General features: G+C 54.4%; 26 protein-coding genes. 25 read left to right on the top strand and 1 reads right to left on the bottom strand.

Annotated features, from left to right (window positions below; all coding sequences use genetic code 11):
* Positions 1 to 83: 83 nt before the first annotated feature.
* The 19 genes from QWI16_RS16260 (at position 84) to QWI16_RS16350 (ending at position 16796) form a co-directional block, all read left to right on the top strand.
* Positions 84 to 548 (top strand): Na+/H+ antiporter subunit E, encoded by a 465-nt coding sequence (locus QWI16_RS16260; RefSeq protein WP_302714701.1) that lies wholly within the window; start codon positions 84 to 86, stop codon positions 546 to 548.
* Entirely contained in the window at positions 545 to 796 is a 252-nt protein-coding gene (locus QWI16_RS16265) for an MrpF/PhaF family protein (protein ID WP_302714703.1), read from the top strand. Before QWI16_RS16260 ends, QWI16_RS16265 begins: the two co-directional genes overlap by 4 nt.
* Entirely contained in the window at positions 789 to 1097 is a 309-nt protein-coding gene (locus QWI16_RS16270) for a cation:proton antiporter (RefSeq protein WP_302714705.1), read from the top strand. The genes QWI16_RS16265 and QWI16_RS16270 overlap by 8 nt, the downstream gene beginning before the upstream one ends.
* Positions 1090 to 1995: a hydrogenase subunit MbhD domain-containing protein gene (locus tag QWI16_RS16275; RefSeq protein WP_302714707.1), complete on the top strand. Its 906-nt coding sequence runs from the start codon at positions 1090 to 1092 to the stop codon at positions 1993 to 1995. Before QWI16_RS16270 ends, QWI16_RS16275 begins: the two co-directional genes overlap by 8 nt.
* The gene (locus QWI16_RS16280) at positions 1992 to 2285 is read left to right on the top strand and encodes an NADH-quinone oxidoreductase subunit K (protein WP_302714709.1); all 294 of its coding nucleotides are present in this window, start codon (positions 1992 to 1994) and stop codon (positions 2283 to 2285) included. Before QWI16_RS16275 ends, QWI16_RS16280 begins: the two co-directional genes overlap by 4 nt.
* Entirely contained in the window at positions 2282 to 3706 is a 1425-nt protein-coding gene (locus QWI16_RS16285) for a complex I subunit 5 family protein (protein WP_302714712.1), read from the top strand. The genes QWI16_RS16280 and QWI16_RS16285 overlap by 4 nt, the downstream gene beginning before the upstream one ends.
* Complete coding sequence (locus QWI16_RS16290) at positions 3703 to 5190, top strand: complex I subunit 5 family protein (protein ID WP_302714714.1); 1488 nt, start codon at positions 3703 to 3705, stop codon at positions 5188 to 5190. The genes QWI16_RS16285 and QWI16_RS16290 overlap by 4 nt, the downstream gene beginning before the upstream one ends.
* Positions 5187 to 6812 (top strand): proton-conducting transporter transmembrane domain-containing protein, encoded by a 1626-nt coding sequence (locus QWI16_RS16295; RefSeq protein WP_302714716.1) that lies wholly within the window; start codon positions 5187 to 5189, stop codon positions 6810 to 6812. Before QWI16_RS16290 ends, QWI16_RS16295 begins: the two co-directional genes overlap by 4 nt.
* 166 nt (positions 6813 to 6978) lie before the next feature.
* On the top strand, positions 6979 to 9084 hold the full coding sequence (locus QWI16_RS16300) for a TonB-dependent siderophore receptor (protein ID WP_302714719.1): 2106 nt from the start codon (positions 6979 to 6981) through the stop codon (positions 9082 to 9084).
* A 778-nt stretch (positions 9085 to 9862) separates the two neighbouring features.
* On the top strand, positions 9863 to 10948 hold the full coding sequence (locus QWI16_RS16305) for a hypothetical protein (RefSeq protein ID WP_302714722.1): 1086 nt from the start codon (positions 9863 to 9865) through the stop codon (positions 10946 to 10948).
* An 18-nt stretch (positions 10949 to 10966) separates the two neighbouring features.
* Entirely contained in the window at positions 10967 to 11203 is a 237-nt protein-coding gene (locus tag QWI16_RS16310) for a helix-hairpin-helix domain-containing protein (protein WP_302714724.1), read from the top strand.
* A 63-nt stretch (positions 11204 to 11266) separates the two neighbouring features.
* Entirely contained in the window at positions 11267 to 11752 is a 486-nt protein-coding gene (locus QWI16_RS16315) for an RDD family protein (RefSeq protein WP_302714726.1), read from the top strand.
* Positions 11753 to 11798: 46 nt separating this feature from the next.
* Entirely contained in the window at positions 11799 to 12200 is a 402-nt protein-coding gene (locus tag QWI16_RS16320) for a GFA family protein (RefSeq protein WP_302714728.1), read from the top strand.
* Positions 12201 to 12282: 82 nt separating this feature from the next.
* Positions 12283 to 12672, top strand: a complete 390-nt coding sequence (locus QWI16_RS16325; RefSeq protein ID WP_302714730.1) for a cupin domain-containing protein — start codon at positions 12283 to 12285, stop codon at positions 12670 to 12672.
* Between the two features lie 81 nt (positions 12673 to 12753).
* On the top strand, positions 12754 to 13104 hold the full coding sequence (locus QWI16_RS16330) for a DMT family protein (RefSeq protein WP_302714731.1): 351 nt from the start codon (positions 12754 to 12756) through the stop codon (positions 13102 to 13104).
* Positions 13105 to 13231: 127 nt separating this feature from the next.
* The gene (locus QWI16_RS16335; RefSeq protein ID WP_302714733.1) at positions 13232 to 14869 is read left to right on the top strand and encodes a DUF4124 domain-containing protein; all 1638 of its coding nucleotides are present in this window, start codon (positions 13232 to 13234) and stop codon (positions 14867 to 14869) included.
* 125 nt (positions 14870 to 14994) lie between these two features.
* The gene (locus QWI16_RS16340) at positions 14995 to 15723 is read left to right on the top strand and encodes a tellurite resistance TerB family protein (protein WP_302714735.1); all 729 of its coding nucleotides are present in this window, start codon (positions 14995 to 14997) and stop codon (positions 15721 to 15723) included.
* A gap of 339 nt (positions 15724 to 16062) precedes the next feature.
* Positions 16063 to 16329 carry a hypothetical protein gene (locus tag QWI16_RS16345; protein ID WP_302714737.1) on the top strand — a complete coding sequence of 89 codons (267 nt, stop codon included), beginning with the start codon at positions 16063 to 16065 and terminating at the stop codon, positions 16327 to 16329.
* An 80-nt stretch (positions 16330 to 16409) separates the two neighbouring features.
* Positions 16410 to 16796, top strand: a complete 387-nt coding sequence (locus QWI16_RS16350; RefSeq protein WP_302714740.1) for a DUF7674 family protein — start codon at positions 16410 to 16412, stop codon at positions 16794 to 16796.
* A gap of 294 nt (positions 16797 to 17090) precedes the next feature.
* Here QWI16_RS16350 and QWI16_RS16355 read toward each other — a convergent pair whose 3' ends face one another.
* Positions 17091 to 18488 carry a methyl-accepting chemotaxis protein gene (locus tag QWI16_RS16355; RefSeq protein WP_302714743.1) on the bottom strand — a complete coding sequence of 466 codons (1398 nt, stop codon included), beginning with the start codon at positions 18486 to 18488 and terminating at the stop codon, positions 17091 to 17093.
* Between the two features lie 534 nt (positions 18489 to 19022).
* Here QWI16_RS16355 and QWI16_RS16360 point away from each other — a divergent pair.
* From QWI16_RS16360 to QWI16_RS16385, 6 genes are all read left to right on the top strand, one after another.
* The gene (locus tag QWI16_RS16360; RefSeq protein ID WP_302714745.1) at positions 19023 to 19790 is read left to right on the top strand and encodes a toll/interleukin-1 receptor domain-containing protein; all 768 of its coding nucleotides are present in this window, start codon (positions 19023 to 19025) and stop codon (positions 19788 to 19790) included.
* A complete protein-coding gene (locus QWI16_RS16365) occupies positions 19780 to 20133 on the top strand; it encodes a hypothetical protein (RefSeq protein WP_302714748.1) in 354 nt (117 codons plus the stop codon). The genes QWI16_RS16360 and QWI16_RS16365 overlap by 11 nt, the downstream gene beginning before the upstream one ends.
* Positions 20134 to 20227: 94 nt before the next feature.
* Positions 20228 to 21148 (top strand): hypothetical protein, encoded by a 921-nt coding sequence (locus tag QWI16_RS16370; RefSeq protein ID WP_302714750.1) that lies wholly within the window; start codon positions 20228 to 20230, stop codon positions 21146 to 21148.
* Positions 21149 to 21280: 132 nt separating this feature from the next.
* Positions 21281 to 22222, top strand: coding sequence for a hypothetical protein (locus tag QWI16_RS16375; protein ID WP_302714752.1), 942 nt, complete (start codon positions 21281 to 21283; stop codon positions 22220 to 22222).
* 409 nt (positions 22223 to 22631) lie between these two features.
* Complete coding sequence (locus QWI16_RS16380) at positions 22632 to 23024, top strand: hypothetical protein (RefSeq protein ID WP_302714754.1); 393 nt, start codon at positions 22632 to 22634, stop codon at positions 23022 to 23024.
* Positions 23025 to 23237: 213 nt separating this feature from the next.
* A complete protein-coding gene (locus tag QWI16_RS16385) occupies positions 23238 to 23690 on the top strand; it encodes a hypothetical protein (RefSeq protein ID WP_302714755.1) in 453 nt (150 codons plus the stop codon).

A 23690-nucleotide genomic window follows, 5' to 3' on the forward strand; every position in this document is an offset into this window, starting at 1 on the left:
GTATTGAGCTGTCTGGCTTTTGTCATTGGCAGGTTTGCCCCGTATCATAAACGCGATGACATTGGGAATGAGGACGGCTGTGAATGCACCGAAGCTGGCGGACTTACCTGCTGTGGAGCACTGTGTTTTTTGCGCTTTGGCTGTTGTTGGCGGGGCCGGGCGCCTGGCTGGCCGGGTTAATCGCATCGACTCTTGCGGCTGCCATTGCGGTTTGGGTGGGGTTAACCGTTCCGCCACTGCGCTGGCGCTGGCTGCCGTCTTTCTTGCTGTTTTTTACCGTTGAATTGCTGCTGGCCGGTTGGGATGTGGCACGCCGCGCTCTGCATCCGCGCCTGCCACTGGCGCCCGCCTGGGTGAGTTATCGTTTTCGCTCCACCAACCCCCGTGTGCACCTGATGCTGTCGGCGATTGTCGGCTTGCTGCCCGGAACACTTTCCTCTCACTGGGATACCGAGCAAATGGCGGTGCATGCGCTCGATGAGCACAGCGACTGGCAATCCACCATTGTCCGGCTCGAAGCGCTGCTGGACAAACTGATACGCCCATGAACCTGCTGATTGCGCTCTTGTTGCTGACCCTCATTCCCGGCCTCTGGCGGGTGTGGCACGGGCCGACAAAAACCGACCGATTGCTGGCCATGCAGCTGTTTGCCACCACCGGCACGGCAGCACTGCTGATGTTGTCCGCCAGCGGCGACCGGGATTCTCTCGTGGCGGTGGCACTGGTGTTGGCAGTGCTGGCGGCGGTAATGTCGGCGGCGCTGGTGCAACTGTTGCGCGGAGGCGGCAATGGCTGAATGGCTATGGTGGTTGAGCTGGCCGTTTCTGGTCGGCGGTGTGTTCTTCTTTATCGCCGGCAGCATCGGCATCCTGCGCTTTGACGATGCCTACAGCCGGCTTCACGCTCTTACCAAAGCCGACACCCTGGGCCTGGGCCTGGTGGTGCTTGGTCTTGGGTTGCAGCGCGGCGATGTCCGGCAGTTTGGCGTGATGCTGCTTATCTGGCTGCTGGTTATCGCCTCCGGCGCCACTGCCTGCCAACTGCTCGCGCGCTATGAGCGCGAGCAGGAAGACGCCCGGACGTCAGCCGATGACTGAGTGGCTGGTGGATAGCGGCTTGGGCTTAGCGCTGTTGCTGCTGGCGGCAGCCACACTCTATGCGCCGCGCCTGTACACCAGCGTGGTGTTTTTTATGGGCTTTGGCCTGCTTATGGCCATTGTCTGGGCGCGGTTGGGTGCCGCCGACCTGGCGCTGGCCGAGGCCGCCATAGGCGCTGGCCTGACCGGGGTCTTGTTAATGGGCGCGCTGCGCGAACACCCACCGCGCACCGAACGAGCGCCCCGGCCCCGCAGCCTGTTGTGGGCGGCGCTGCTACCGCTGGCGGTTTTACCCCTGCTGGTGGAAGCCATTTTGCCTCTCTCCGGTGGTGCCCAGCCGCTGCCGGCACAGGTGGATGCCCAGCTGGCCTATAGCGGCGTGTCCCACCCGGTGACGGCGGTGCTGCTCAACTTTCGCAGTTGGGACACCTTGCTGGAACTGCTGGTGGTGCTTTTCGCGCTCTTGGGCACCCGTCAGCTAGCGCTGAGCTCCCGCCACCCACATCCACCCTGGCCGCTGCTGCTTGCCTGGTGTCGCTGGCTGGCGCCGCTGGCGTTTCTGCTGGGGGCTTATCTGCTCTGGCGTGGCGCCAAGGCGCCGGGCGGCGCCTTTCAGGCCGGCGCCCTCTGGGCCTCAGCCATTGTGATGTTGCGGCTGAATGGGCTCTTGCCCACGGTCAGTTGGCGCGACTGGCGCTTGCGTTTACCAGCACTGTTGGGGGTTACGGTCTTCGTGCTCTTGGCGGTGGCGACCTGGCTCTGGGGTGCCGGCTGGCTGGTTTGGCCGCCTGGCGCCGCCAAGGCCTTGATTCTGCTGGTGGAGCTGGCGGCCAGCGTGGGTATCGCTATTACCCTAGCGCTGCTGGTGATGGGCGAGGACCGGGAGTTGCGCCCATGAGCCAGACACTTTTTTATCTGTTGGTCGGCGCGGGGCTCTGGCTGTTGGGGCTGCACGGCCTGCTGTGTTTGCGCCAGCCCCTGCGGCGTATTATGGCTGTCAACATCATGGGTAGTGGCGTGTTTATGGTGATGCTGGCGCTGGCGGTGCGACCCGACTCGCCGGACCCGGTATTGCAGGCACTGATTGTTACCGGGCTGGTGGTGGCGGCCAGCGCCACCGCCCTGGCCCTGCGGCTGGCCAGCGCCGACAGGGACCGGGCGCAGAAGACGGCGGAGGAGGGCGAGTGAACACCGCGCTTCTGAGCCTCTCTGCCCCCTTGCTGGCCGCCCTCTGGCTGCTGCTGACCCATCGTCGGCAGGCCCCGGTGGTGATAGTAGCGAGTCTGATCAGCCTGGTGGCGGCCGTCTTTAGTCTCTACCAGGTGATAGACGCGGGCGAGCAGTCTCTTGCGCTCGGTGGCTGGGAGAGCCCCCTGGGCATTCGCCTGCGGTTGATGCCCGTGAGCGCCATGCTGCTCACCTTCACTGCCCTTATTCATTCGCTGGTGGGGCTCTACGCCTGGCGCAGCCGCCACAGCCAGACCCGTCACACGGATTACTGGCCCTTGTCCTGCCTGTTGCACGCGGCGCTGGCGGCATTGTGGTTGTCCCACGATATTTTTAACTGGTACGTCACCCTGGAGTTACTGGGGCTGGTGGCCGTGGTCATGGTGTGCCTGGCCGGCCCCAAAGCCTACGGCGCGGCCCTGCGCTATCTGTTGTTGTCGCTGGCAGCCTCGCTCTGTTATTTGCTGGGCGTGGCACTTTTGTATGGGGTCTATGGGGTCTTGGATGTGAGCCTGCTGGCCGAGGCGGCGCGCGCCGACCCGAGCACGCGCACGGCGCTGATGTTGATGACGGTGGGGCTTATGCTCAAGGCGGCGCTCTGGCCGCTGCACCTGTGGTTGCCAGCCGCCCACAGCAGCGCCCCCACAGCGGTCAGTGCGCTGCTCTCGGCGCTGGTGGTCAAGGGCCCGCTGTTTATCCTGTGGCTGCTGTGGAGCCGGGTGGCTCCCGAAGAGCTCGGGCAGGCCGCCGGCCCATGGCTGGCGCTGGCGGGCGTGGGGGCGCTGCTGGTGGGGGGCTGGTCGGCGCTGCGAGCGCCGCTGATCAAGCTGATGGTGGCTTACTCCACGGTCGCCCAGCTGGGTTATGCCTTGCTGGCGCTGGGCCTGATGCTGCACTGGCGGGAATTGAGTCTGGATGCGGCCCTGTGGCTGTTTGTGCTGGCCCACGGCCTGGCCAAGGTCTCGATGTTTCTCGCGGCGGGGGAGATGCAATCCACCCTCGGCAGCCGCCGATTGGACAGCCTCAAGGGTGCGACCCAGACCATGCCGGTGGCCATGTTCGCTTTTGCCGTGGCCGGTGGCAGCTTGATTGGCCTGCCGCCCAGCGGCGGCTTTTTGGCCAAGTGGTTATTGCTCTTGCCGCTGCTGCAAAACCCCGCCCACTGGCCCTGGGCCCTGGGGGTGATGCTCGGCACCCTGATCAGCGCTGCCTATGTCTTCCGGGTGGTGGCCATCAGCTTTGACCGGGCGCGGCCCACCTCGCCGGATTTTAATCCCGACCGTTTTGCCCAGTGGCTGTCGCTGCTGCCGGCGCTGTTGGTATGGGGCATGGCCTTGATCAGTGAACAGCTGATTTTATGGCTCACGGGGGCGACCCTATGAGCCTGCTGTGGACGCCTTTTTTACCGCTCGCCATTGTGCTCAGCTCGCTGATCCCCGGGCTGCTGATTTTCACCCTGCGCGAAGAGCAGCAGCGCACACGGGTGGCGCTCAATCTGGTGGGGGTTGTGCTTAAACTGCTGCTGGTAGTGGTCATGCTGGCGGGTGTGGCCCAGGGGTTCACCTTTCGCTTTCAGGTACCCTTTTTGCCGGGGGTGCCCCTGATTTTGCAAGGCGATGCCCTGTCGCTGCAGTTTGTCAGCTTGTCCTCGCTCCTCTGGCTGGCCACCACCATTTACGCTATTGGCTACTTTCGCGGCTCGCCTTTGCAATCGCGCTTTTTTGGCTACTTCAGCCTGTGCGTCAGCGCTACCGTGGGGCTGGCACTGGCGGGCAACCTGGTGACATTTCTGCTGTTCTACGAGTTGCTGACGCTGGCCACCTTTCCGCTGGTGGTGCACAAGGGCACAGCCGCTGCGCTTGATGCCGGGCGACGCTACCTCGCCTACACCATGGGCGGCGGCACCCTAACATTAATGGGAGTGGCGCTGCTGCACAGCGTAGCGGCCACGCCCGATTTTACCGCCGGGGGTTATCTGGCGCCGCTGCTGGGTGAGGTGGATGTCAGCCTCACACTGGCTTTTGCGTTGCTGATTGCCGGGCTGGGTGTCAAGGCGGCACTGGTGCCCCTGCACGGCTGGCTGCCGCGAGCCATGGTGGCGCCGGCGCCAGTGAGTGCCCTGTTGCACGCCGTGGCCGTGGTCAAGGCCGGCGCCTTCGGCATTATCCGCGTGGTTTACGATGTCTATGGCGTGGAGACGGTGGCCGCCCTGGAGCTAACGCGCCCGCTGCTGTATCTGGCCGGTTTTACCATTGTCTATGGCTCGCTGATGGCATTGCGCCAGCGGGATATTAAAAAGCGCCTGGCCTTTTCCACCGTCAGCCAGGTGTCCTACATCACCTTGGGCGTTGCGCTACTGGGGCCGGTGGCGGCGGTGGGCGCGCTGGCTCACTTGGTCCACCAGGGGTTGATGAAAGTCACTTTATTTTACTGCGCCGGCAGCTTTGCCGAGACTTGCGGTGTACACCAGGTGCAGGAGATGGACGGCCTGGGCCGGCGTATGCCACTGACCATGGTCGCTTTTACCCTGGCGGCGCTTGGCATGATCGGGATACCGCCGCTGGCGGGATTTATCAGTAAATGGTACCTGGGCTGGGGCGCGCTGGCGGTGGATGAGCCCTGGGTGCTGGTGGTGCTTGTGGTCTCCGGCATACTCAACGCCGCCTATTTTTTGCCCATGATCTACCGAGGCTGGTTTGCCGCGAGCAAAACCGGCGAGTGCGCGCGCACCGAGGCGCCGGCCATGCTCTTGTGGCCCACGCTGTTTACCGCCGCGCTGGTGGTGCTGGTGGGCGTGTTCGCCGCCTTTGATTTGAGCCCCCTGGCCTGGGCCCAGTTGATTGTCGACCGGGAGTTTGGCCTATGAGTCTGTGGCTCTTTGTCCCTCTCGTTCCATTGCTGGCGGCCGTGATCTGTTTGCGCTGGCCGCGGCTGCGACTGCTGGTGGCACTCGCCCCCTTGCCGGCCCTGGCGCTGGCGCTCTGGCCGCCTGCGGCGGTGGATATTGGCTGGCTGTGGTTTACCAGCCGCTGGGGCGCGGAATCGCTGTTTGCCCGTTACCTTTTGGGTTTCACTGCACTGCTCTGGACGCTTGCAGGCTTGCAGGCAAGGCTGAACGAGTCGCTGCGTTCAAGGCGCTTCTGGCTGTTCTGGGCGCTGTCGCTCACTGGCAACCTCCTGCTGTTGATCGCCGTCGACGCCGCCAGCTTTTATGTAGGCTTTACCTTGATGAGTCTCGCCGCTTACGGGCTGATTATCGAGCAGGGCGGACCGGCGCCTCGGCAGGCTGGGCGGCTCTATCTGCAGTTGGCCATCCTCGGCGAAATGTTACTTTTTGCCGGACTCATGCTGCGCCTGCAGGAGACTGGCCAGGTGCTGCTGTTGAGCGAGTGGCTACAGATACCCACCGGCGCCTGGACCACGGCGCTTTTGCTGCTCGGCTTTGGGCTGAAAGCGGGTTTCTGGCCGCTGCATGTGTGGTTGCCACTGGCGCATCCGGCGGCGCCGGCTCCGGCCAGCGCGGTGCTCTCGGGGGCCATGATTAAGGCAGGCGTGTTGGGCGTGTGGCTTTTCATGCCCGCCAGCGGCGGCGCCCTCAGCCCGGCGTTTTGGCTGGCGCTGGGGCTGTTCAGTGCCTTTTACGGTGCGCTTTTGGGGATGGGGCAGCAACAGGCCAAAAAGGCGCTGGCCTATTCGTCCATCAGCCAGATGGGGTATTTGCTGGCCATTGTGGCGTTGGCCTGGCAGCAGCCGGACGCGCGCGCTGGCCTGGGTCTGCTTTTGGCTCTGTTTGCCCTGCATCACGCACTGGCGAAGGGCGCGCTGTTTATGGGCGCGGGCCTGGCGGCGCACCACCGTTTTCACGGCTGGCAGCAGCTGATGCTGTGGCTGCCGGCACTGGCGCTGGCGGGGTTGCCCCTGCTGAGCGGCGGCGCCGTTAAAACCCTGCTGAAAAAGGCGGTTTACGACAGCGATGTTTCCCATTGGCTATGGCTGTTTAGCCTCGGCTCTGTGGCTACGGCGCTGGTATTGGCGCGTGCCCTGTGGCTTATGAATCGTCAGAGCAGGGCGCATAGCCCTTTGCGGTTGAGCCGATCCTGGCCTTTGCTGGTGTTAGTGGTGTTGTCGCTGCTGGCTCCATGGTTGTTATCCTCTTTGCGCGCCGCCATGCTTGATCACTTTGAGCTCTCGGGGCTATGGGCTTTGCTCTGGCCTTTATTGGTTGCAGCGCTGATCGCGACCGCTGTGTGGCGCTGGCCCCCGCCGGAAAAGTACTGGCGTTTTCTGCAAGCCAGCCCCGCCCGGCGAGCCTCTTTAGGGGTAAAGCGCCTGTGGCAAATGCCGGCCAAGCCCGCCTCTCTACCCAAGCCGGGGAGCCCCGTTTGGCGCGGGTGGGAGCGGCGCTGCAATCGCCTCTGGCAACGGCAACCGCTGGGGCTTACGGTGGCTATGATGAGTGTGCTGTTGCTGCTTGGGTGGTTTTGGTGACTGGGTATTTTCGGTAGAGAGTCGGGCATGCTGGTTTCTCCGGCTGAGCCTAAGTTAGCACTCCTTGTTTTTTTGGTAACGAGAACCATTTGCAATAAATGCAGGGTTTGTGTAGATTACCGCACCTGTCTTTTCGGCCCCCGAGGCCTCCAGTGTGGAGATCGCCATGACCCTCTTTTCCCGCCGGGCGCTTGCCCTGGCCGTTGCCCTTTACAGCGGCGCAGCCTACGCCCAAAACGATAAGCCAGCCAACCAAAACGATACGAGTTCAGCCGAGCCCGAGCAGATAGAAACCCTGCTGGTCTACGGTGAGCCGGATACCACCAAAACCGCCACCAAACTCAACCTCTCGGTGTTTGAAACGCCGCAGATGGTCTCGGTGATTTCGCGCGCGCAAATCGACGACTTTGCCCTGCGCGAGGTGAACGCGCTGCTCAACTATGTACCGGGCGTGACCGTGGAGCAGGTGGAAACCGATCGCACTTACTACACCGCGCGCGGCTTTGACATTGTGAACTTTCAGTACGACGGCGTGGGTGTGCCTTTCTCCTACGGCCTGACTCAGGGCCACGACGATACCGCCATCTACGAGCAAGTGGAGGTGGTTAAGGGCGCGACGGGGCTGACCACCGGCCTCGCCAATCCCTCGGCGACCATTAACTATGTGCGCAAGCGCCCCACGGATGAGTTTCAAGCGTCTGTGTCCGCCGCCGGCGGCAGCTGGGATTATTACCGGCTCGATGGCGATGTATCCGGCACGATTGTCGATGACAAACTCAAGGGCCGATTGGTGGTGGCGCGGCAGGAGGGGGATTCTTACCTGGATCGCTACGCAAAAGAGCTCAGCATTTTTTACGGTGTGTTGAGCGGCAGTATTACCGACTCTACCCGTTGGAGCCTCGGTCACAGCATCAACGATAATCATAACGATGGAATGTCTTCCGGCGCCTTGCCGTTATTTTACAGCGATGGCTCGCTCACCGATTATGACGTCTCCACCAACACCGCCCCCGACTGGGCCTATCAGGACGTGACCCAGCATCGCAGCTTTGCCGAGCTGGAGCAGGATCTGGGCGAGCGCTGGATGCTAAAAGCCATTTTTACCCGCAATAAGCAGGAAAAAGAGTGGGAGAATTTTTATCTCTCCGGTGCGCCCGACCCGCTCACCGAAGAGGGCCTGGTGGGGGTGGCCAGCCGCTACGAAGCGCAAGACAAAGAAGACATTGTCGATCTGTTTGTCAGCGGCAGCTTTTCTCTGTTTGGCCGCGATCACGAGCTGGTGGCCGGCATCAATCTTGCCGATATTAAGCTCACCGGCCGCTCCATCTACTCCAGCGCCTGGGGTGGTTACGACGATCCGGTGGGCGGCAATTGGGCCGAAGGGGCAACCCCCTATCCGGCCATGGACATCGACAACCCCGAGTCCTCGTCTACCGACATCGACCAGACGCAAAACTCTTATTATGTGTCCACCCGCCTTAATCTCACTGACAAGCTGTCGCTGCTGCTGGGCGCGCGCAATGTGGACATTGAGCAAGAGGGTATCAGCTACTCGGCGCCGCAAAACGCCGAAGACGACGAGACCGTTCCCTACGCCGGCATTACCTACGAGGTGATCAACGGCACCATGCTCTACGCCAGCTACAGCGAAGTGTTTAAGGCGCAAACCTGGGTGGATGCCGATTTGGCGCCTCTGGGTCCGGTGCAGGGCGAGGGCACTGAGGTGGGGGTTAAGCAAGAGCTCTTCAACGGCGCAGCGGTACTCACCGCCGCCTGGTTCGAATCGCGCCAGGAAAACTTTGGCGAGTGGGTCACCCGCGACATTGAAACCGGGCTCAATATTTACCGGGGCGCCGAGTTTGAAAGCGACGGCTTTGAGTTGGAGCTTGCCGGTGAGCTGCTGACCGGCCTCAATATCAGCGCCGGTTACACCCAAGTGGACGTTACCGATGAAAACGGTAACGATACCCGCCGCTTTATTCCCGGCAAACAGTTCAAGCTGGCGACGGCCTACCAGGTGCCAGCGCTTAACGGCTTGCGCCTGGGTGGCGGCATCAACTGGCAGAGTGAGATTTACTACGCCGGCACCGAGGTGCAGGACAGCTACGCGCTGGTGGACCTCTTTGCCCAGTACGACCTCTCGGCCAATCTGACGCTCGGAGTGAACCTCAACAACCTCACCGATGAAAAGTACCGCCTCAGCCCCCAGTGGGGCCAGGCCAACTTCGGCGCACCGCGCAGCGTAGTCGGCTCGGTGACCTGGACGTACTAGTCCTCAGACAAACCTGCTTTATACCAGCCAGAGCCCCTTCAGGTTTTGCCTAAAGGGGCTTTTTTATGTCCAGGAACACTGAGTAAATCTGATAAATTCCGAGTTTAAGTGTCGCTTTGACTTTGCAGGCGCCGCTGTTATATTGGGTCGCTGGCTTGTATAGATCGCCACAATAGTAAATTGGTAATGATTTCCCAGTTCAATATAAGTGTCGCAGATAGTCAATAGCAATGCTCAGTGCCAAAAGAAAACCGCTCATTGACTGCTATTTTGTGGTAATAGGCCGGTGCAGCTAGTGATTTTTCAGGGGTAAAAAAAGAAGCGGGATGTTACGCCAGAGAAGAGTTCTCTGCATAGTGGGTTCTCTAAAATAGTGGCAAGGATTTCCTGGAAAATTCTCAAATATCCCAGCAATGGTGTGTTTAAGAGTTTCTAGGTTAGATTCGAATTTTCTAAATTCTTCTGAAACATTATTCTGAAATATCTGTAGATTAAATTATTTCGGTAAGAGCAGTCCTAAATTTGAAAGTGATTAACTTTTTCCTAAAGAGATGATGTTGACATATTTCCGGATTGAAAAATGGAATTTTTAGGGAAGTTTTTCCTGATTTTTAATCGTATCTATCGATGTATGGTTCGAGATTTAGGAAAAGTCAGGGCTCTTTTTGAATTCAGTACGAGGCACGCGTTTATCGAAGTTTTTCTTGGATAATTGTTTATAGTTAATTTTAGTCTTAGGTATTGGTTTTGTAAGCTAGAAAAAGAGATCTTATTAAAGGTGAATAATAAGTTGATTAAGAAAACACTTCTTGATGGCATAATTGATAGTGTTATTTCTGACTCTATTGTTTTAAAGAAAGGCCGCCTCATAAAGCTTGTGGGTGCAAAAAATTTCGACTATCGGGATGAAGTTGAGAGTTGCTCTGAAAAGTTAGCTTATTTGTATTCAAATGACATGGGTGTTTTTCATCACGTTATTGGTTTGTCCAGTACGGATATTTTGTATTGGAAGTTCGGTGATGACAAACAAGTATCTGTGGGAAATCATTCTGATCTATTTTTGCATGCAATTTATTGTGATGAACCTTATCTGTATTTAAGGGGGGTGTCTTCAGGAAAATGCTTCGAGTTTAATATGGAGAAAAGTGAAATTCGAGGTTTATGCGAAAAAAGATTTACGAACACGCCTGTCGTTGTTAACGATAAGCTTTTTGCCATGAGTGGCTCAGACAGTTTAGATTGTTACTCGCTGAGTGGTAGTCTGGTGTGGAGTTGCAATCTGGTTGAGCTGGTTAGAAAAAATACTCAGCTAACTGAAGGTTTAAATTTTAAGGTTAGTGAAAGAGTTCGAAGTGTTGAGTCGAAGATAATTTTTCATGTCGATCCGTATCGTTTATTTTGTGTTTCTTCTGAGGATGGACGTTACCTTTGGGATATTGATGATGTCGTGGATTTCAACTGGTGTGTTGGTCATGACAATTATATTTATTCTGTGCGTAACGGCATGTTAAAAACAATATCTTCCACAGACGGTTCGATTGTATCGGATAGAGAGATTGATTGTGATTGGATTCAATCTGAAAAGATTGGACTTAACTTGTTTCAGGTGAGTTATACGGATACTCATTTGATATGTGGGTTTTTAGGTCATGGTTTGTGCGCAATTAATTTGAAAACTGCAAAAGTCGACTGGCATGAATTTGATGGAATGACCTGCAATCGCAAGCCGATTATTAAAAATAATCGTATTTATGCCCAGATGAAAGGCGGTATTGAATTTGGGGGTGGTAGGGGACAGGAGTATGTGCTTGAAGGTGTTGGCGGGTACATGGATTGCCCAGACAACCGGTTTAATTTTATTTAAAAATGAGAGAGGTGGCCTGTGGCTTTCTCTGAATCTGAAACAACCGCTTTACTGGCGGTAAAAGGCGTTGGTCCGACCGTGCTCAAGCGTTTTGAAGAAATCGGTATTGATTCCTTCGCCAAGCTATCAGGCCACAATGCCAGAGACATTGCCGAGATGGTGGCGTCTATGCTGCAAACCACCTGCTGGAAAAATAGCCCCCAGGCGCTATCGGCGGTTGAGGCTGCGATTTTGCGGGCCAGGCAGGGGCTGTAGGCGAGAATAAAACGCAGCCTCTTTGGTGTGCATTAACCTGCAAGATAATAATGGACGGTGAATATGGATAATCTTGAGAACTCAAATGACACACAAACGCCGGATGATGAAGACAACCTCGCGAGCCGCTGGTACCGACTCTGGGCGGCGCTGATCGACGGGCTTATTGTCATGGTCTTTACCATGCCTGTGATGTACTTGACCGGCGGTTTTGAAGGCGCTTTAGAGGGTATTCAGCCCTCTTGGCAGTACACACTCTTGATGGGGCTTTTGGGTATTGTGGTCTTTGTCCTGATTAACGGCAAGCTGCTCGCCCAACGCGGTCAGACGATTGGCAAACGCGCACTGGGGATTAAAATTGTCACCTTGTCTGGTGAACTGCCCAGTGTGAAAAGCCATCTGTTAAAACGCTACGCCGTGTATTTTTTACTCGGTAATGTCCCGACGATTGGCCAGTTATTGTCCCTTGCCAATGTGTTGGCCATTTTTGGTGAGCAAAAGCGCTGCGGGCATGACTATGTGGCGGGTACCATGGTGGTTAACGTCTAACCGGTGAAAGGGCCTTCCTTCTGAAAAGGATGCAGCGAGATTGACTATGACTGACCACCTTGGCTCATGTTTGTGCGGAAGCGTGCGCTTTGCAGTGCAGGGCGATTTTGACCAATTTTATGTGTGCCATTGCCGCCACTGCCAAAAGGATACGGGCTCTGCTTACGCGGCAAACCTGTTTGCTCATTCGGCAGAGCTAAATTGGACTGCAGGGGAAGCGTACGTGACTTGTTACACGCTCCCAGGAACCCGCCACAGAAAGAGCTTTTGTCGGCAATGTGGCTCTGCCTTGCCCAGTACTCAGGATGGAGACTTGCTGGTAGTCCCGGCAGGTTGTTTGGATACCGAAATCACAAAGACTCCCGCAGCGCATATTTTTGTTGGCAGTAGAGCGAAATGGGAGAGCGGCTTAGAAGCAATCCCCGAGCATGAGGGGCTGCCTGAATAAGCGTTACTCCAGTCACTGATGGATTTGCTAGCTTGGATTTTGTACACGCGGTCAATCAAAGATCTACTCGGCGGACCTTACCATGACATCACCCCATAGTATTGAGAAACAGTTTGTCGTTATCAGCCCTGACAAGGTCGCCTCGGTTGAGCGCGCTGACACCACCTTGTACGAGCGCCTGGATGCAAATTATAGCGATTTTGTGGGGCATGAACTGGTGTCTTGCTATGAGTTTGATTCTGACTGGCCCAGCTGGGAGGTTCATCCGCACGGCGATGAGGTCGTCTTGCTGCTGTCGGGCGATGTTACGTTTGTGCTGCAAACCGATTCTGGTGAGCACTGTGTCAATTTGAATAAACAGGGCCAGTATGTCCTCGTCCCCAGAGGTGTTTGGCACACCGCTAGAACCAACACGGCCTCCAAATTGTTGTTTGTGACTCCAGGGCAAGGCACGCAGCACAGGGGTGTGTAGTGGTTGAAGAATGGCGCGTTTGACGCAGGCGCCATTGTTTTTATGGCGGTTTCATCCTAAGTGTATTCAGAGAAAATCAATATGAACCCAGTGGTCGTATCGGTATTGCTGTTGATTTGCAGTAATGTGTTTATGACATTTGCGTGGTATGCGCATTTAAAGGAGTTAAACAGTAAGCCGTGGTTGGTGGCTGCCCTGGTCAGTTGGGGGATTGCGCTGTTTGAATATATGTTTCAGGTGCCGGCCAACCGCATCGGCTACAGCGTGCTGAGTGTGGGGCAGTTAAAGATCATCCAAGAGGTGATCACGCTGTCGGTGTTTGTGCCTTTCACCTTGCTGTACCTGAAAGAGCCCTTGAAGCTGGATTATCTGTGGGCTGGCCTATGTCTGCTGGGGGCGGTATTCTTTATGTTCAGAGAAAAACTGGTGTAAGCGGGCCAGCATCGCCCGCTGTTTGGGTTTACGTTTTTTTGAGGGTAGGGCGCCAGCCGACCCTTGTTTGTACCGGCTGAGTTTTGAAGTAGATGCCAGGAAGCTTCATTCGTCACGGAGGAAAGTTATGCGGTGGTTGTGTTTATTTTCGGTTTTGTTTGTCTCTTACCCTGCCTGCGCCCAGCTGTATCAGTGGAAGGATGAGCACGGGCGCACCCACTACAGCGACAAACCACCGCCGGGCCAGGCCACTGAGGCCCCGGCCGCCGAGTCGGCGCCTGCACCCGAACCGGCCGCTGCGCCGATTCAGTCGCCGAGCTCGGTGCGCCAGCCGCTCAATGTTGACGACGTGGCCTACAGCCGGCCCGCCTACAGTGACGCCCTGGCGCTGCGGCATCTGTTTATCCAACGTGAATTCGCCGCGCTGAACGATGCTTTGGAGCTGCGCCTGCGCGAAGTGCAGAGCGACATTGTGCGTGAACTCACGCTGCGTGCGGCTTACGACATTTTCGCCGTGACCTCAGCTGAGACCGAAACCTTGCTCAATCAGTGGATTGAGGCCTTTCCGAAAAGTTATCAGCCCTATCTGGCCCGCGCCATCTACTACGAGCAGCGTGGCTGGAGTGAGCGCGGCGGCGCCTATGCCCACAGAACGCCCAGCGCCAATATCTCGCGGATGCGCAGCGCCTTTGACCTGGCCCAAAGGGATCTGCGCCAGGTGCTGGCACTCAATGAGCGGGCGCTGCCCGCCTACTGGGTACTGATTGACATGGCGCGCACGGAGGGTGACCGCAATGTGTCCAGGCAAGTGCTGTCCCGGGGGCTCAAGTTTTACCCCAACTCCTATGTCTTGCGCTGGTCTTACGTGCAGGGTCTTGAGCCGCGTTGGGGCGGATCGGAAGCGCTGGTGCAGGACTTTGTCGAGCTTGAGCCAAAAACCCTGAAGGCCAATCCGCGCCTGCAGGCCTTTAAAAACTACCCGATCTTCGACCAGGGGCTCGCGCACTATCGCAAAAAAGAGTACGAGGAGGCGTTGGCCTCGTTTGATGAGGCGCTTAAGGCCGGCGCACACCCCACCTATTCATATTATCGGGGCAGGAGTCTGTACAAGCTCGAGCGCTACCCGGAAGCCGTTAAGGCCCTAAGCCAGGCCATGGTGCTGCGCCCGGACATTGCCGGCCATTACTACTGGCGCTCCAGAGCGCTCTATTACGGCGGCTTTTATGCCGACGCCGTCGCCGATATCCAGCGCGCCTATGCGCTCGATAGCGAGGATGAATACATCGCGAATTTTCGCAAAACCCTGTTTGCCAGAACCACCAACGACTATGTAAAGGGCATGGACAAAAACTGGGCCCGCGAGGTGGTGAAAACCGAGCCCTCTAAATACGATGAGAATCAGCTGTTTATTCACGCCAAGGCCCAGCTGGCCCTGGGCATGAACGCCGAGGCCGAGCAAAGCCTGCTGCAGCTGATAGAGCTAAAGCCCAACGAGTACGAGTATTTTAAATGGCTGGACTTTGCTCTCTACCGCTTGGCCCGGCTGGAGGAGATAATCGCTCACTGGGACGACTTCCTGAGCCGCAACACCACCTCAGCCGACGCCGTGATGCAGCGCGGCATCACCTACTTCCAACTGGAAAACTATCCCGCCGCCATGGAAGACGCCGCGCGCGCCAGCGAGCTGGGCAGTGAACAGGGGCAGCACTTTTACCAGAAGCTCAAGGCGTTCACCGTTCGGCCTTCACCTACAGAGGGGGTATAAAGGGCGGCCCCCGGGCGAGCCCCGGAACTGATTGCAGGCCCGGGAGTCTTTAGCCGAGCTATCTGGCGTTTTGATAACGACTTGGCTTATCTTAACCCCTTGAATGACCCAGAAAGGAAATACGCATGAACGCCTCTTCGATCCTGAATCAGTTAATGAAACAAGCCGGCGGCCAGTCCTCCGGCAGCAGCGCCGGCGGCGGTATGGATGTGGGTAAGATGATGTCGGGGCTCTCTTCGCAGTTTTCGGGCGGCAAAGGCACCGGCGGCATCGACCTGAAAAGCCTCTTGGGTGGCGGCGCCCTGGGCCTGATGATCGGCTCCAAGCGCGGCCGCAAAATGGGCGGTAAAGCCATCAAATACGGCGCCCTGGCCGGCGTGGGTTTTCTCGCCTGGAAAGCCTACCAAAAGTACCAGGCCGACGGCGCCGCTGCCACCGCCCCCCAGGCCAGCGCCCAACAGGGCCAGCCACTGGAGCAGCTACAAGGCCAGGCTCAGGAACAGCGCGGCCTGGAAATTCTGCAGGCCATGATCATGGCCGCCCGGGCGGATGGACACATCGACGCCAATGAACGCGCCATGCTTACCCAGGAAATCGAAACCCTGGGCCCCGACGATGAACTCCACGCCTGGATTCAACAACAGTTCGACGCGCCCCTGGACGCCGACGCTCTCGCGCACAGCGCCGACTCCCCACAGGCCGGTCGCGAAATCTACCTGGTCAGCGCCATCATCGTCGACGAGCAAAACCCCATGGAGCGCGCCTGGCTGGATCAACTCGCCAAAGCCCTGGGCATTCCGCCCGACATGGCAAAAGAACTGGACCGCCAAGTGGAAGAACAGATCAAGGGCTAGCCAAGTAACCATACCCGACTCAGCCAAAAGCACCCGCCAGAGGGTGCTTTTATACCGGCAGTACACCCTGCAGCGGCGCGGCAGGCGTTGGCAGAAACCTGGTACACCTTTCGGTTTCCAAACAGCAGAAAAAGATTTATAGTTTAAAACGTAACCAGTTCGGAAGGTTAGATAACAAGACCGCTGCCCGCGCGATAATGCGCATGCGCGCTTTGCCTTCCTTCCCAAAAACTCAAAATTGACTAAATGGCTTATAGTTCAGACGTTTGGGCAGCCTTTCTGACGTCATTGCGATGGGTGATACTGTGCATGCGCACGATTTAAGTGTTAAGTGGGTTTATGAAATATAAAGCTCCAGTCGATACTCTCGAAGCACGGCTAATTCTACTCGCTTTGATGGGGCCGCCATTCGGGGCTTTGTATTTGGCTGCTGATGGAAAAATTGGTATATCTCTGATCGTTTTTACGTTTTGGTTTGCCGCCGCCGTACCTTTGATTCGGTGGCTTCACAAAGAACGACTCGTGCGCAAGCAATTCTCAATATTTATTGCGGTGGTTGCGTCCGCGTTTTACGGTATTGTGCTGTATGGCAGTATCACCACTTAACCAGGCGTACCGGTTTGCCGCCGCAAGCGTCGGCAGGGCGCTCGCAATCTCGCGCCTCTGTACGCGGCACTCTAATTACTATGGATAGAGACCAAATAGCCGAAAGCTTCATCTCTGCGATAAAGCGAGAGTTTCCTGACGTTCGAAAAAGAATAGATAAACAGATGAAAGCTTTAGAAATAGATCCTGAAGATAAAATGTATACCCAGATGTTTGAGTGTTTTTCCCAAGCAACAACTGATTCAATAAAGGAGAAAGATTCAGAAACTGCGTTGAGGCATTTGAATTACATGTCTGATAAGCTAAAACACGCTTCAGACGTAGAAAGGGAATATATAGATGTCTACTATACCGAATCACTAATGTGGGATATCAAGGATCAGAAGCTAAAAGCTTGGGGCTGGAAGCTATTTCCGGAAAATATCAAACAGCTCTACGAGAACATGTGGGGCAAACAATACTTATAGTAAGTCGTTCCTGTAAACATGCATTCCATCGGTCTTTTGTGGCGCCGCTTCACTATGCCAAAAAATTCAGCGTCCATTCCGGTCTTCTGAAACATGCGTTAGGTTTTGGACTATCACCCGCCAGGGCGGGCACATCAACCTAACGAGGATTCTGTTGTAACAAAAAGTCAAGAATCCTCACACACTGAAAGCACCATCGGTGCATTAACCATTTTCTGGCCGAGCCATCAACTGCTCATGCGAGTTAATCCCAAGAAAAGGCTGCGATCGGCAACAGCGCCAGCGACGAGCGGGTCAGGAAGTAAGCGCCGAAAGCCTTAGGTCAGCACCCAGCACGCGCACCAGCTCACCTCGATCATCGACAATAGGCACCGCCACCGTAAAACAAAACGCTTCAGTCGCTGCTGAGCGATAGACATCGGTGATGTGGGGCTGCTTGCTTTCCAGCACCGCCTTGAACCAATGGCGTTGCCGCCAGTCTTTGCCGCGCGCCTGAGTGCCGTCCAGGTGACTAAGGTCCTGAGCGAAGCAGTTGGCGGTCAGCTGCTTACCGTCACGTCCTACCAGGTAAAGCAGCTCAAACCGGTTATCCTGGGCCAGGGCCTGTTCCAGCTCTCGCTCCGCCTGAGCCTCTGAGCCGGCACACAGCGCGGACTCCTGCGCGAGGCGAACCACGGCTTGGCGCGCCTGCTTGTGCAGATCCAGGTGAAAGCCGCCGAGCCCTTCCAGCAAGTGATTACTCTGGTCATGAATCGCTGCGCTGGTTTCACCCATTTTCTCGGCGTTGCCCAGTAGTTCACCGGCAGCGTCGGCGACGGTGTGTACGTCGTTATTCATCGCTGACACCGCCGCACCGATTTGCTCGGTGCCAGAGGCAATGGAGCTGACGCGGGTGTCCAGATCATCCATGGCAGAACGCGCTTTGCTCAGCTCCGTGCGCATCTGTTCGACGCCTGCCTCACCGGCCGACACGGCTTGCTGCATCTGGCTGCCGGCACTGGTCAATTGGGTCATATCAGCGCGAAACTGCTGAACAATGTCGGATACCTGATTGGTGGATTCGGTCGCGTGTTGCGCCAGCCGTCGAACTTCCTCGGCTACCACTGCAAAGCCGGCACCATGCGCCCCGGCGCGCGCGGCCTCGATGGCGGCGTTGAGCGACAGCAGATTCGTCTGCTTGGAGATCTCGGCGATCACGCCGATTACGTTGGTCACCTCTTCGAGCTGCTCCTGCAGTTTACCGATCGCACCTTCCAGGTCCCTTTCACTGCGGTTGATAGCGCCGAAGTGGCCCAGTGTCTGATCGATACCGGTCTCGCATTGCCGAACCGAGCTGGCCACCTCCCGCGACAGTCGGGCCATATCGTTGGCCCCTGGAACAAGCTCGGAGGCGAGTGTCGTGGACACCTCTTTGCTGGTGCTGGCGATGGTGTCAGCCGCCTGACTCAACTCGCGCCCGGCGGTGGCGGTACTTTCTGCCATACGGCCCAGAATTGGGGCCTGCCCGGCGATGGTCACCGCCGCGGAAACGCTCTGCCCCAGCCGCTTCTGAAGCCGTTCCAGAAACACATCAAAGAGGCGGCTGGTGGGATCGGTTGCCTCAAGCCGCTGGGTCAGATCGCTGCCCTGTAGAATGTTCTGCAGTTCCCGCTCTGTTCGATCTCGCCCCCATGACTTTCCAAAGCTGCCCATCGCTTGGCTCTCCCGATTCGTGTGGTGGTCAGAAGGTGAAGCGAAGCAATTAAGGTGCCATAGACCGAGAGCCCCGCAACCGGGCCCGCCACAACAAAAATACGAAGAGAGAAAGCAGAAAAATGCGCCAACTTAGTGCGCCCGGCCCAAGTTTAGACCGGCGAGTAGACTCTAGTGAAGGACACTCACGCACAGAGCCCGAAATTCATTATTGTGCTGATTGCTACGACCTTGCGCCCGTTTTTCATAAGGTATCAAGGGGAACGCTGCGCCAGGCGCGGCTCAAAGGTAAAATTCCGATTGTTTTTCAGTGACTTAGTATTCAGTTGTATTGGCACCTAAAATCGAATACATTCAGAATTATAAAGACGCAGTCTTTCTTTCCCCGGACAAGGAGATGTCAAAAATCGCTAATTTCTCTTCTTTGTCATTGATCTACGGCAATTTCCTCACCAGCTTCCGAGGGGAGTTATACTGCCGTGGGGAATTTTACTTAGGCTTTTGAATTAGCTGTTATATTTCTTGGAAGCATAGATGAAGGTATTCATTAGTCATACAAGTGAAGACGCTCAAATAGCCAAAAATATTCGGAATTATTTGGCGCACAGAGATATTGATGTCTTTGATGATAAGACTGATATTTCAATGGGCTCAAACCTAGCTTCGTCAATTAATGAGGCTATTAGCTCCTCCGATGCTGTGCTGTTTGTCATATCAAAGAATACAGAAAAGAGCAGGTGGGTTCATCAAGAGATGTCCCTTGCACTCAACAATAAGCTGAAAGGAAAAGAAGTTAAGTTAATTCCAATTGTTGTTGAGAAAAACTCCGAAATCCCCTTTTTCCTAAAGGACTACCTGTATTTAGACATATCAAAAGGCCAGGATTTTGAATCCGGTATGTCAAAAATTGTGCAAAGCCTAGCTAGCGACAAGAAAACATCTATCCAACAAGACCTAGAAACAAAAGTCGAGAATATTGAAATTGAGAAGAAGCTACTCATGCTCAAAAGCCTTGAGCATGAGGAACATAAGAAGTTTCGTTCTCGACAAATGTTCTTTATCACGATGATAGCGACTTTGATTTCCTCCATCGCCGCATCTGTAGGTCTTCTTGGTTGGGTCGCAAAAATTGAATACTCCAATTTCGAATGGGTTCTCGCATTCCTTGTTGGAGCTGTAGCGTCAATGCTCGGCTCATTGCTGTATATGAGGAAGGAGCAGCCCCACAAGGATGAAGTTTTAAAAAAAATCGAAGAAATCCACGCTACTTTGAAAGATATGGAGGCTCGTCATGACAAGTAATGAAGAGCTTAATCCTGTTATCTTAGAAAGAGCGTCAGAACAACTTAGGCAAGAAAGAGAGACATTTGATCAAGCTAAGTCCCACGATCAATGGTGGTTTATTTTGCGACTAGCGATGGGGTTCTCCTCAATAGTTTTGCTTGTGGCGGTGATGGTTGTTTCGGTTTACATCCTGTTTAACAACAAAGAATTCCCAGAGGCGGTAGTGACGGCAGCTGGGGCAGCGTTGTTTGTAGATGTCTTGGGCATGTTGATTGGTGTATGGAAAATTGCTCTTAATCCCAAGACTGTGTCTAAGCTGCAGCCAACGACACAATCTTCAATTCCGGATGTAGCACCATGACAACGAAATATAACAATCGCAAGCACTCGGACCAATTTTCCGCTGCGCTACAAATTGCCCGGTGTTGCGGGCGTTAGGCAAATAAGGATCGGGAATGGTTTCAGATTCAGATAATGACAAGTGTGAAGTTTGCGCAGACCAGTTGGCCCAAACCATTCCATCAGGTGGATTTGATGGGATCCATCAAAATTGTCCAAGATGCGGTGATTTCAAGATTTCTGGTACTGCATGCTCACTAATACGCCAACCTCATGGAAAAGAGCGCCGCGCTAAACTGTCGGGCTGGGTTAGAGCCCAGAACAGAAATGGAACAGTACCAATGATTACTTCTGACACTTTGCAAAGAATTGCGGACTCGCCTCTTCCGTCAGTTGTTGAAAGAGCCTACGGCATATTGCTTGAGGCAGAGTCGGGTATGAAAGGGCTTGGCGAAAGCTTTAATATTCAAGAGCCGCGTTTCTTGGCTGCAACGTATTCGTCTGATAAGAATGACGTACACTTTCTGCTGAGTATGCTAAAAGATCAGCGGCTAGCTGAAGCCAAAACCTTAGCAGGCGGTTGTGAGATTCTTCCAGGGGGCTACATGAGGCTTGAAGAGCTGAAGGGCAAGACGTCAAGCTCTATCAAGGGCTTTGTAGCTATGTCATTTCAACCTGACCTGGACGAAATCTATTCAAATGGCTTTCAGCTTGCTCTTGTTAATTCTGGCTATGAGCCAACGAGAATGGACAAGATTGAACACATTAACCGGATCGACGATGAAATTATCAACCAAATAAATACTTCAAGATTTCTCGTAGCCGATTTTACGGGACATCGGGGCGGTGTTTATTTCGAGGCCGGTTACGCGATGGGGATTGGTCTCCCAATATTCTGGACATGCAGGAAGGATGAGATGTCCGGTCTTCATTTTGATATCCGTCAGTTCAACTGTATTGACTGGGAGACTGCAGAGGAATTAGCGCAAAGGCTTCAGTCTAGGGTTGAGTCCGTAATTGGCAAGGGGCCAAGATAAACTTATGCCTAACAAATTCTTGCAGTCGGACAAAAATGCATTGTCATGTACTTTTCTTGCGTAAAGCTGCGCCAGTGCATTTTTTTCGCAGAAGAAAAGCGTTATGTCTACAACCAGGAGTGAGTCAACCAGGTGGAAATCGGATCATTGATATATCAAATTGGTGACCTTGAGGCGGTGATTCGAGATCACATCAATACTCATCGTTATCAAGTCGATCTGCTCGAAGATTCGTCGAATTGGAATCAGATATGCAGCTCCCTTGATGTTATCGGTGACACGATATACGCAATAGGCTCGTATGGAGCTAGCGAATTCCCAGAGGACTCTGGGCTCCAATACATTTACACATACGGTTTGTTGCAGTCTCTTTTTTTGCAGCAAGACGCCCTGCGTCATTTGAGTGAGGCATTCAAAATTCGGCTAAACCCGTCGCCTACTCTGATGGAAATAAGAGGTATACGTAACGCGTCCATAGGGCACCCTACCAAGCAGAATCAGAAGGGCGAGCGTTACTACAACTATATATCCAGAATGTCGATGTCAAAACACGGCTTCGACCTACTGCGACATTCCGAACAAAGAAACTTCGATATGATCAATGTCAATATTCCAGTTATGGTGAAAAACCAACTAGCTGAAGTGATCTCGGGTTACACGGTAATCGCAGATAAACTTGTAGAGGCCGATAGAATGCACAAGAAAACTTTTAAGGGGTCACTACTGCGAGATGTATTCCCGTCGGCGATGGGTTACTTCTTCGAAAAAATCGGCCAAGGCATTTGGGCCTATTCCCCCGGTGACCGGGAGTTTGGACGATCTAATCTTCGGATGCTCAAAGAAACGTACGAAAAGTTCCAAGGCGCTCTGGAAGAAAGAAATGAGCTTAGCGAGTATACAAAATTCGATCTTGACCAATACCTACATGCAATCGAGCGACTAGAAGACTACTTTGCGGGAACCAGTGAATCAATGGGAGAGCCAGATGCTCGAATATACTGGTCATATCTTCGAAATGAGCACGCAGGCTTCGTGCAAATTGCTGAAGAAATTGACGAACAGTATCAACGATAGACATAACCAAGCGTTGCACCGGACAATCCGGTGAACGCGGCGCTAATAGGCATTCTCGATGGGCTTTATAGTCACAATATTAGGAGCAATGATAGTCGCCGCGTCTACCTGGCCACTTTCTCGTGTCTGGGTAAGGTTGCTTGTAACGGTGGCATCCGCCTATGGCATCGCTTGTCTAGCATATTGGCTACTATTCCTATTTGGTCCCAACGATCAGGCATCCAGCTGGCAGTGGCTCCTGATAAACACCTATTTCAAAGTTGGGGTCATTTTTGGCCTATTCGTTTTGGGAGTAATGCAAGTTATTAAAAGGCTAGGTGACAAGAATTATGCCCATTAAAAAGTCAAGGAAGAAATGGCGCTTCGCGCCGAGACTCGCTAACGCGGGCCCTGCTTGAGGCATTAATCCATGAAGATAGAAACCGTTGCCGACATCAAAAAACTGCCATCGGTTCTTGAGGTCGCTGAGGTTAGTGCGCGACTCATTGAGCTGGTTGACGCAATCCGCAAGACCGGGGTTCCTCCAATTGAAGGGGCTCAAGCAATAAACGATCTAATCTCCTACCAAGGCTATAGCGAAGAAGTAATAAGTCTCACAGCTTCAAAATTAGTCATCGAATGGACGAAGGAGACTTACGATAGCGAAGACAATGAACTTATCGAGTGGCATACAGCAAACGTTGTAAATATGACTCGGAGCGAGGCGGTCGAATTTTTTCGAAGACGAATGGAAGCAGACATAACGCATTTCGAGAGAAATGAAATAGAAGGGTGTCTAGCGGATATTGGCATTGAAACATAACCAAGCGCTGTTGTCGCCGCTCAAAAGATTTTCCATTACCTTAGAAACTGATTATTCTTGGGCGAATCCAATGCTGGTTGTTAATCACCCCGTAGACTATCACTGGAATAATTGAACCTCGATGACTTATCAGGGGAAGAGCTTCAATAGTAGTATTTTCAGGGGACTTCGATTCGTTAACTTACAGTTTATGAGCCAATCTGGGCGCAGTGTATGAACAAGGAGCTACCTGAACAACCACTTACCGAAGAAGAAAGTGACAATCTTATGTCTCTAATCTTGGAAATGGTTAACCATGAAGAGTATAAAGCCGCTCAGGTGGAGTTTCATCGCACGATTACCAAGATGCAAATGAAGCATGGGGAGCTTGCACAGCTAACAGCGATGAAAGCTGATTTTCTCGATACAGAAGATCCTATAGATCGAGTGAGGCTTTATCAGCGTTCTATAGAGCTTGCTCAGAGCCCTTTAGATATTTCAGTGCTTGTCCAGTCATCGGGTAGTATTGCAGAGATATACATAGAGGACCTGGCGGATCACCCTCAAGGCCTGAAGTGGTTAGGTATATATAAAGACTATATAAACCAATATGGTAATAAATACGCGATCGATGATCCGTCCGATTTAGAGGCGAATTTGAGACGGTTGAAGTTTTATGTGGTGTAA

Origin of the sequence: Gilvimarinus algae, assembly GCF_030518215.1 — a bacterium.
In the GTDB taxonomy this organism is placed as follows: domain Bacteria; phylum Pseudomonadota; class Gammaproteobacteria; order Pseudomonadales; family Cellvibrionaceae; genus Gilvimarinus; species Gilvimarinus algae.

What these genes read in the sequence shown, in the direction of transcription:
- QWI16_RS16370 (WP_302714750.1), top strand. Translation starts at nt 20,228, where the DNA reads ATGGTTTCAGATTCAGATAATGACAAGTGTGAAGTTTGCGCAGACCAG.
- QWI16_RS16340 (WP_302714735.1), top strand. Translation starts at nt 14,995, where the DNA reads ATGAACGCCTCTTCGATCCTGAATCAGTTAATGAAACAAGCCGGCGGC.
- QWI16_RS16300 (WP_302714719.1), top strand. Translation starts at nt 6,979, where the DNA reads ATGACCCTCTTTTCCCGCCGGGCGCTTGCCCTGGCCGTTGCCCTTTAC.
- QWI16_RS16360 (WP_302714745.1), top strand. Translation starts at nt 19,023, where the DNA reads ATGAAGGTATTCATTAGTCATACAAGTGAAGACGCTCAAATAGCCAAA.
- QWI16_RS16385 (WP_302714755.1), top strand. Translation starts at nt 23,238, where the DNA reads ATGAACAAGGAGCTACCTGAACAACCACTTACCGAAGAAGAAAGTGAC.
- QWI16_RS16320 (WP_302714728.1), top strand. Translation starts at nt 11,799, where the DNA reads ATGACTGACCACCTTGGCTCATGTTTGTGCGGAAGCGTGCGCTTTGCA.
- QWI16_RS16330 (WP_302714731.1), top strand. Translation starts at nt 12,754, where the DNA reads ATGAACCCAGTGGTCGTATCGGTATTGCTGTTGATTTGCAGTAATGTG.
- QWI16_RS16265 (WP_302714703.1), top strand. Translation starts at nt 545, where the DNA reads ATGAACCTGCTGATTGCGCTCTTGTTGCTGACCCTCATTCCCGGCCTC.
- QWI16_RS16270 (WP_302714705.1), top strand. Translation starts at nt 789, where the DNA reads ATGGCTGAATGGCTATGGTGGTTGAGCTGGCCGTTTCTGGTCGGCGGT.
- QWI16_RS16345 (WP_302714737.1), top strand. Translation starts at nt 16,063, where the DNA reads ATGAAATATAAAGCTCCAGTCGATACTCTCGAAGCACGGCTAATTCTA.
- QWI16_RS16290 (WP_302714714.1), top strand. Translation starts at nt 3,703, where the DNA reads ATGAGCCTGCTGTGGACGCCTTTTTTACCGCTCGCCATTGTGCTCAGC.
- QWI16_RS16260 (WP_302714701.1), top strand. Translation starts at nt 84, where the DNA reads ATGCACCGAAGCTGGCGGACTTACCTGCTGTGGAGCACTGTGTTTTTT.
- QWI16_RS16365 (WP_302714748.1), top strand. Translation starts at nt 19,780, where the DNA reads ATGACAAGTAATGAAGAGCTTAATCCTGTTATCTTAGAAAGAGCGTCA.
- QWI16_RS16295 (WP_302714716.1), top strand. Translation starts at nt 5,187, where the DNA reads ATGAGTCTGTGGCTCTTTGTCCCTCTCGTTCCATTGCTGGCGGCCGTG.
- QWI16_RS16280 (WP_302714709.1), top strand. Translation starts at nt 1,992, where the DNA reads ATGAGCCAGACACTTTTTTATCTGTTGGTCGGCGCGGGGCTCTGGCTG.
- QWI16_RS16325 (WP_302714730.1), top strand. Translation starts at nt 12,283, where the DNA reads ATGACATCACCCCATAGTATTGAGAAACAGTTTGTCGTTATCAGCCCT.
- QWI16_RS16350 (WP_302714740.1), top strand. Translation starts at nt 16,410, where the DNA reads ATGGATAGAGACCAAATAGCCGAAAGCTTCATCTCTGCGATAAAGCGA.
- QWI16_RS16315 (WP_302714726.1), top strand. Translation starts at nt 11,267, where the DNA reads ATGGATAATCTTGAGAACTCAAATGACACACAAACGCCGGATGATGAA.
- QWI16_RS16380 (WP_302714754.1), top strand. Translation starts at nt 22,632, where the DNA reads ATGAAGATAGAAACCGTTGCCGACATCAAAAAACTGCCATCGGTTCTT.
- QWI16_RS16335 (WP_302714733.1), top strand. Translation starts at nt 13,232, where the DNA reads ATGCGGTGGTTGTGTTTATTTTCGGTTTTGTTTGTCTCTTACCCTGCC.
- QWI16_RS16275 (WP_302714707.1), top strand. Translation starts at nt 1,090, where the DNA reads ATGACTGAGTGGCTGGTGGATAGCGGCTTGGGCTTAGCGCTGTTGCTG.
- QWI16_RS16355 (WP_302714743.1), bottom strand. Translation starts at nt 18,488, where the DNA reads ATGGGCAGCTTTGGAAAGTCATGGGGGCGAGATCGAACAGAGCGGGAA.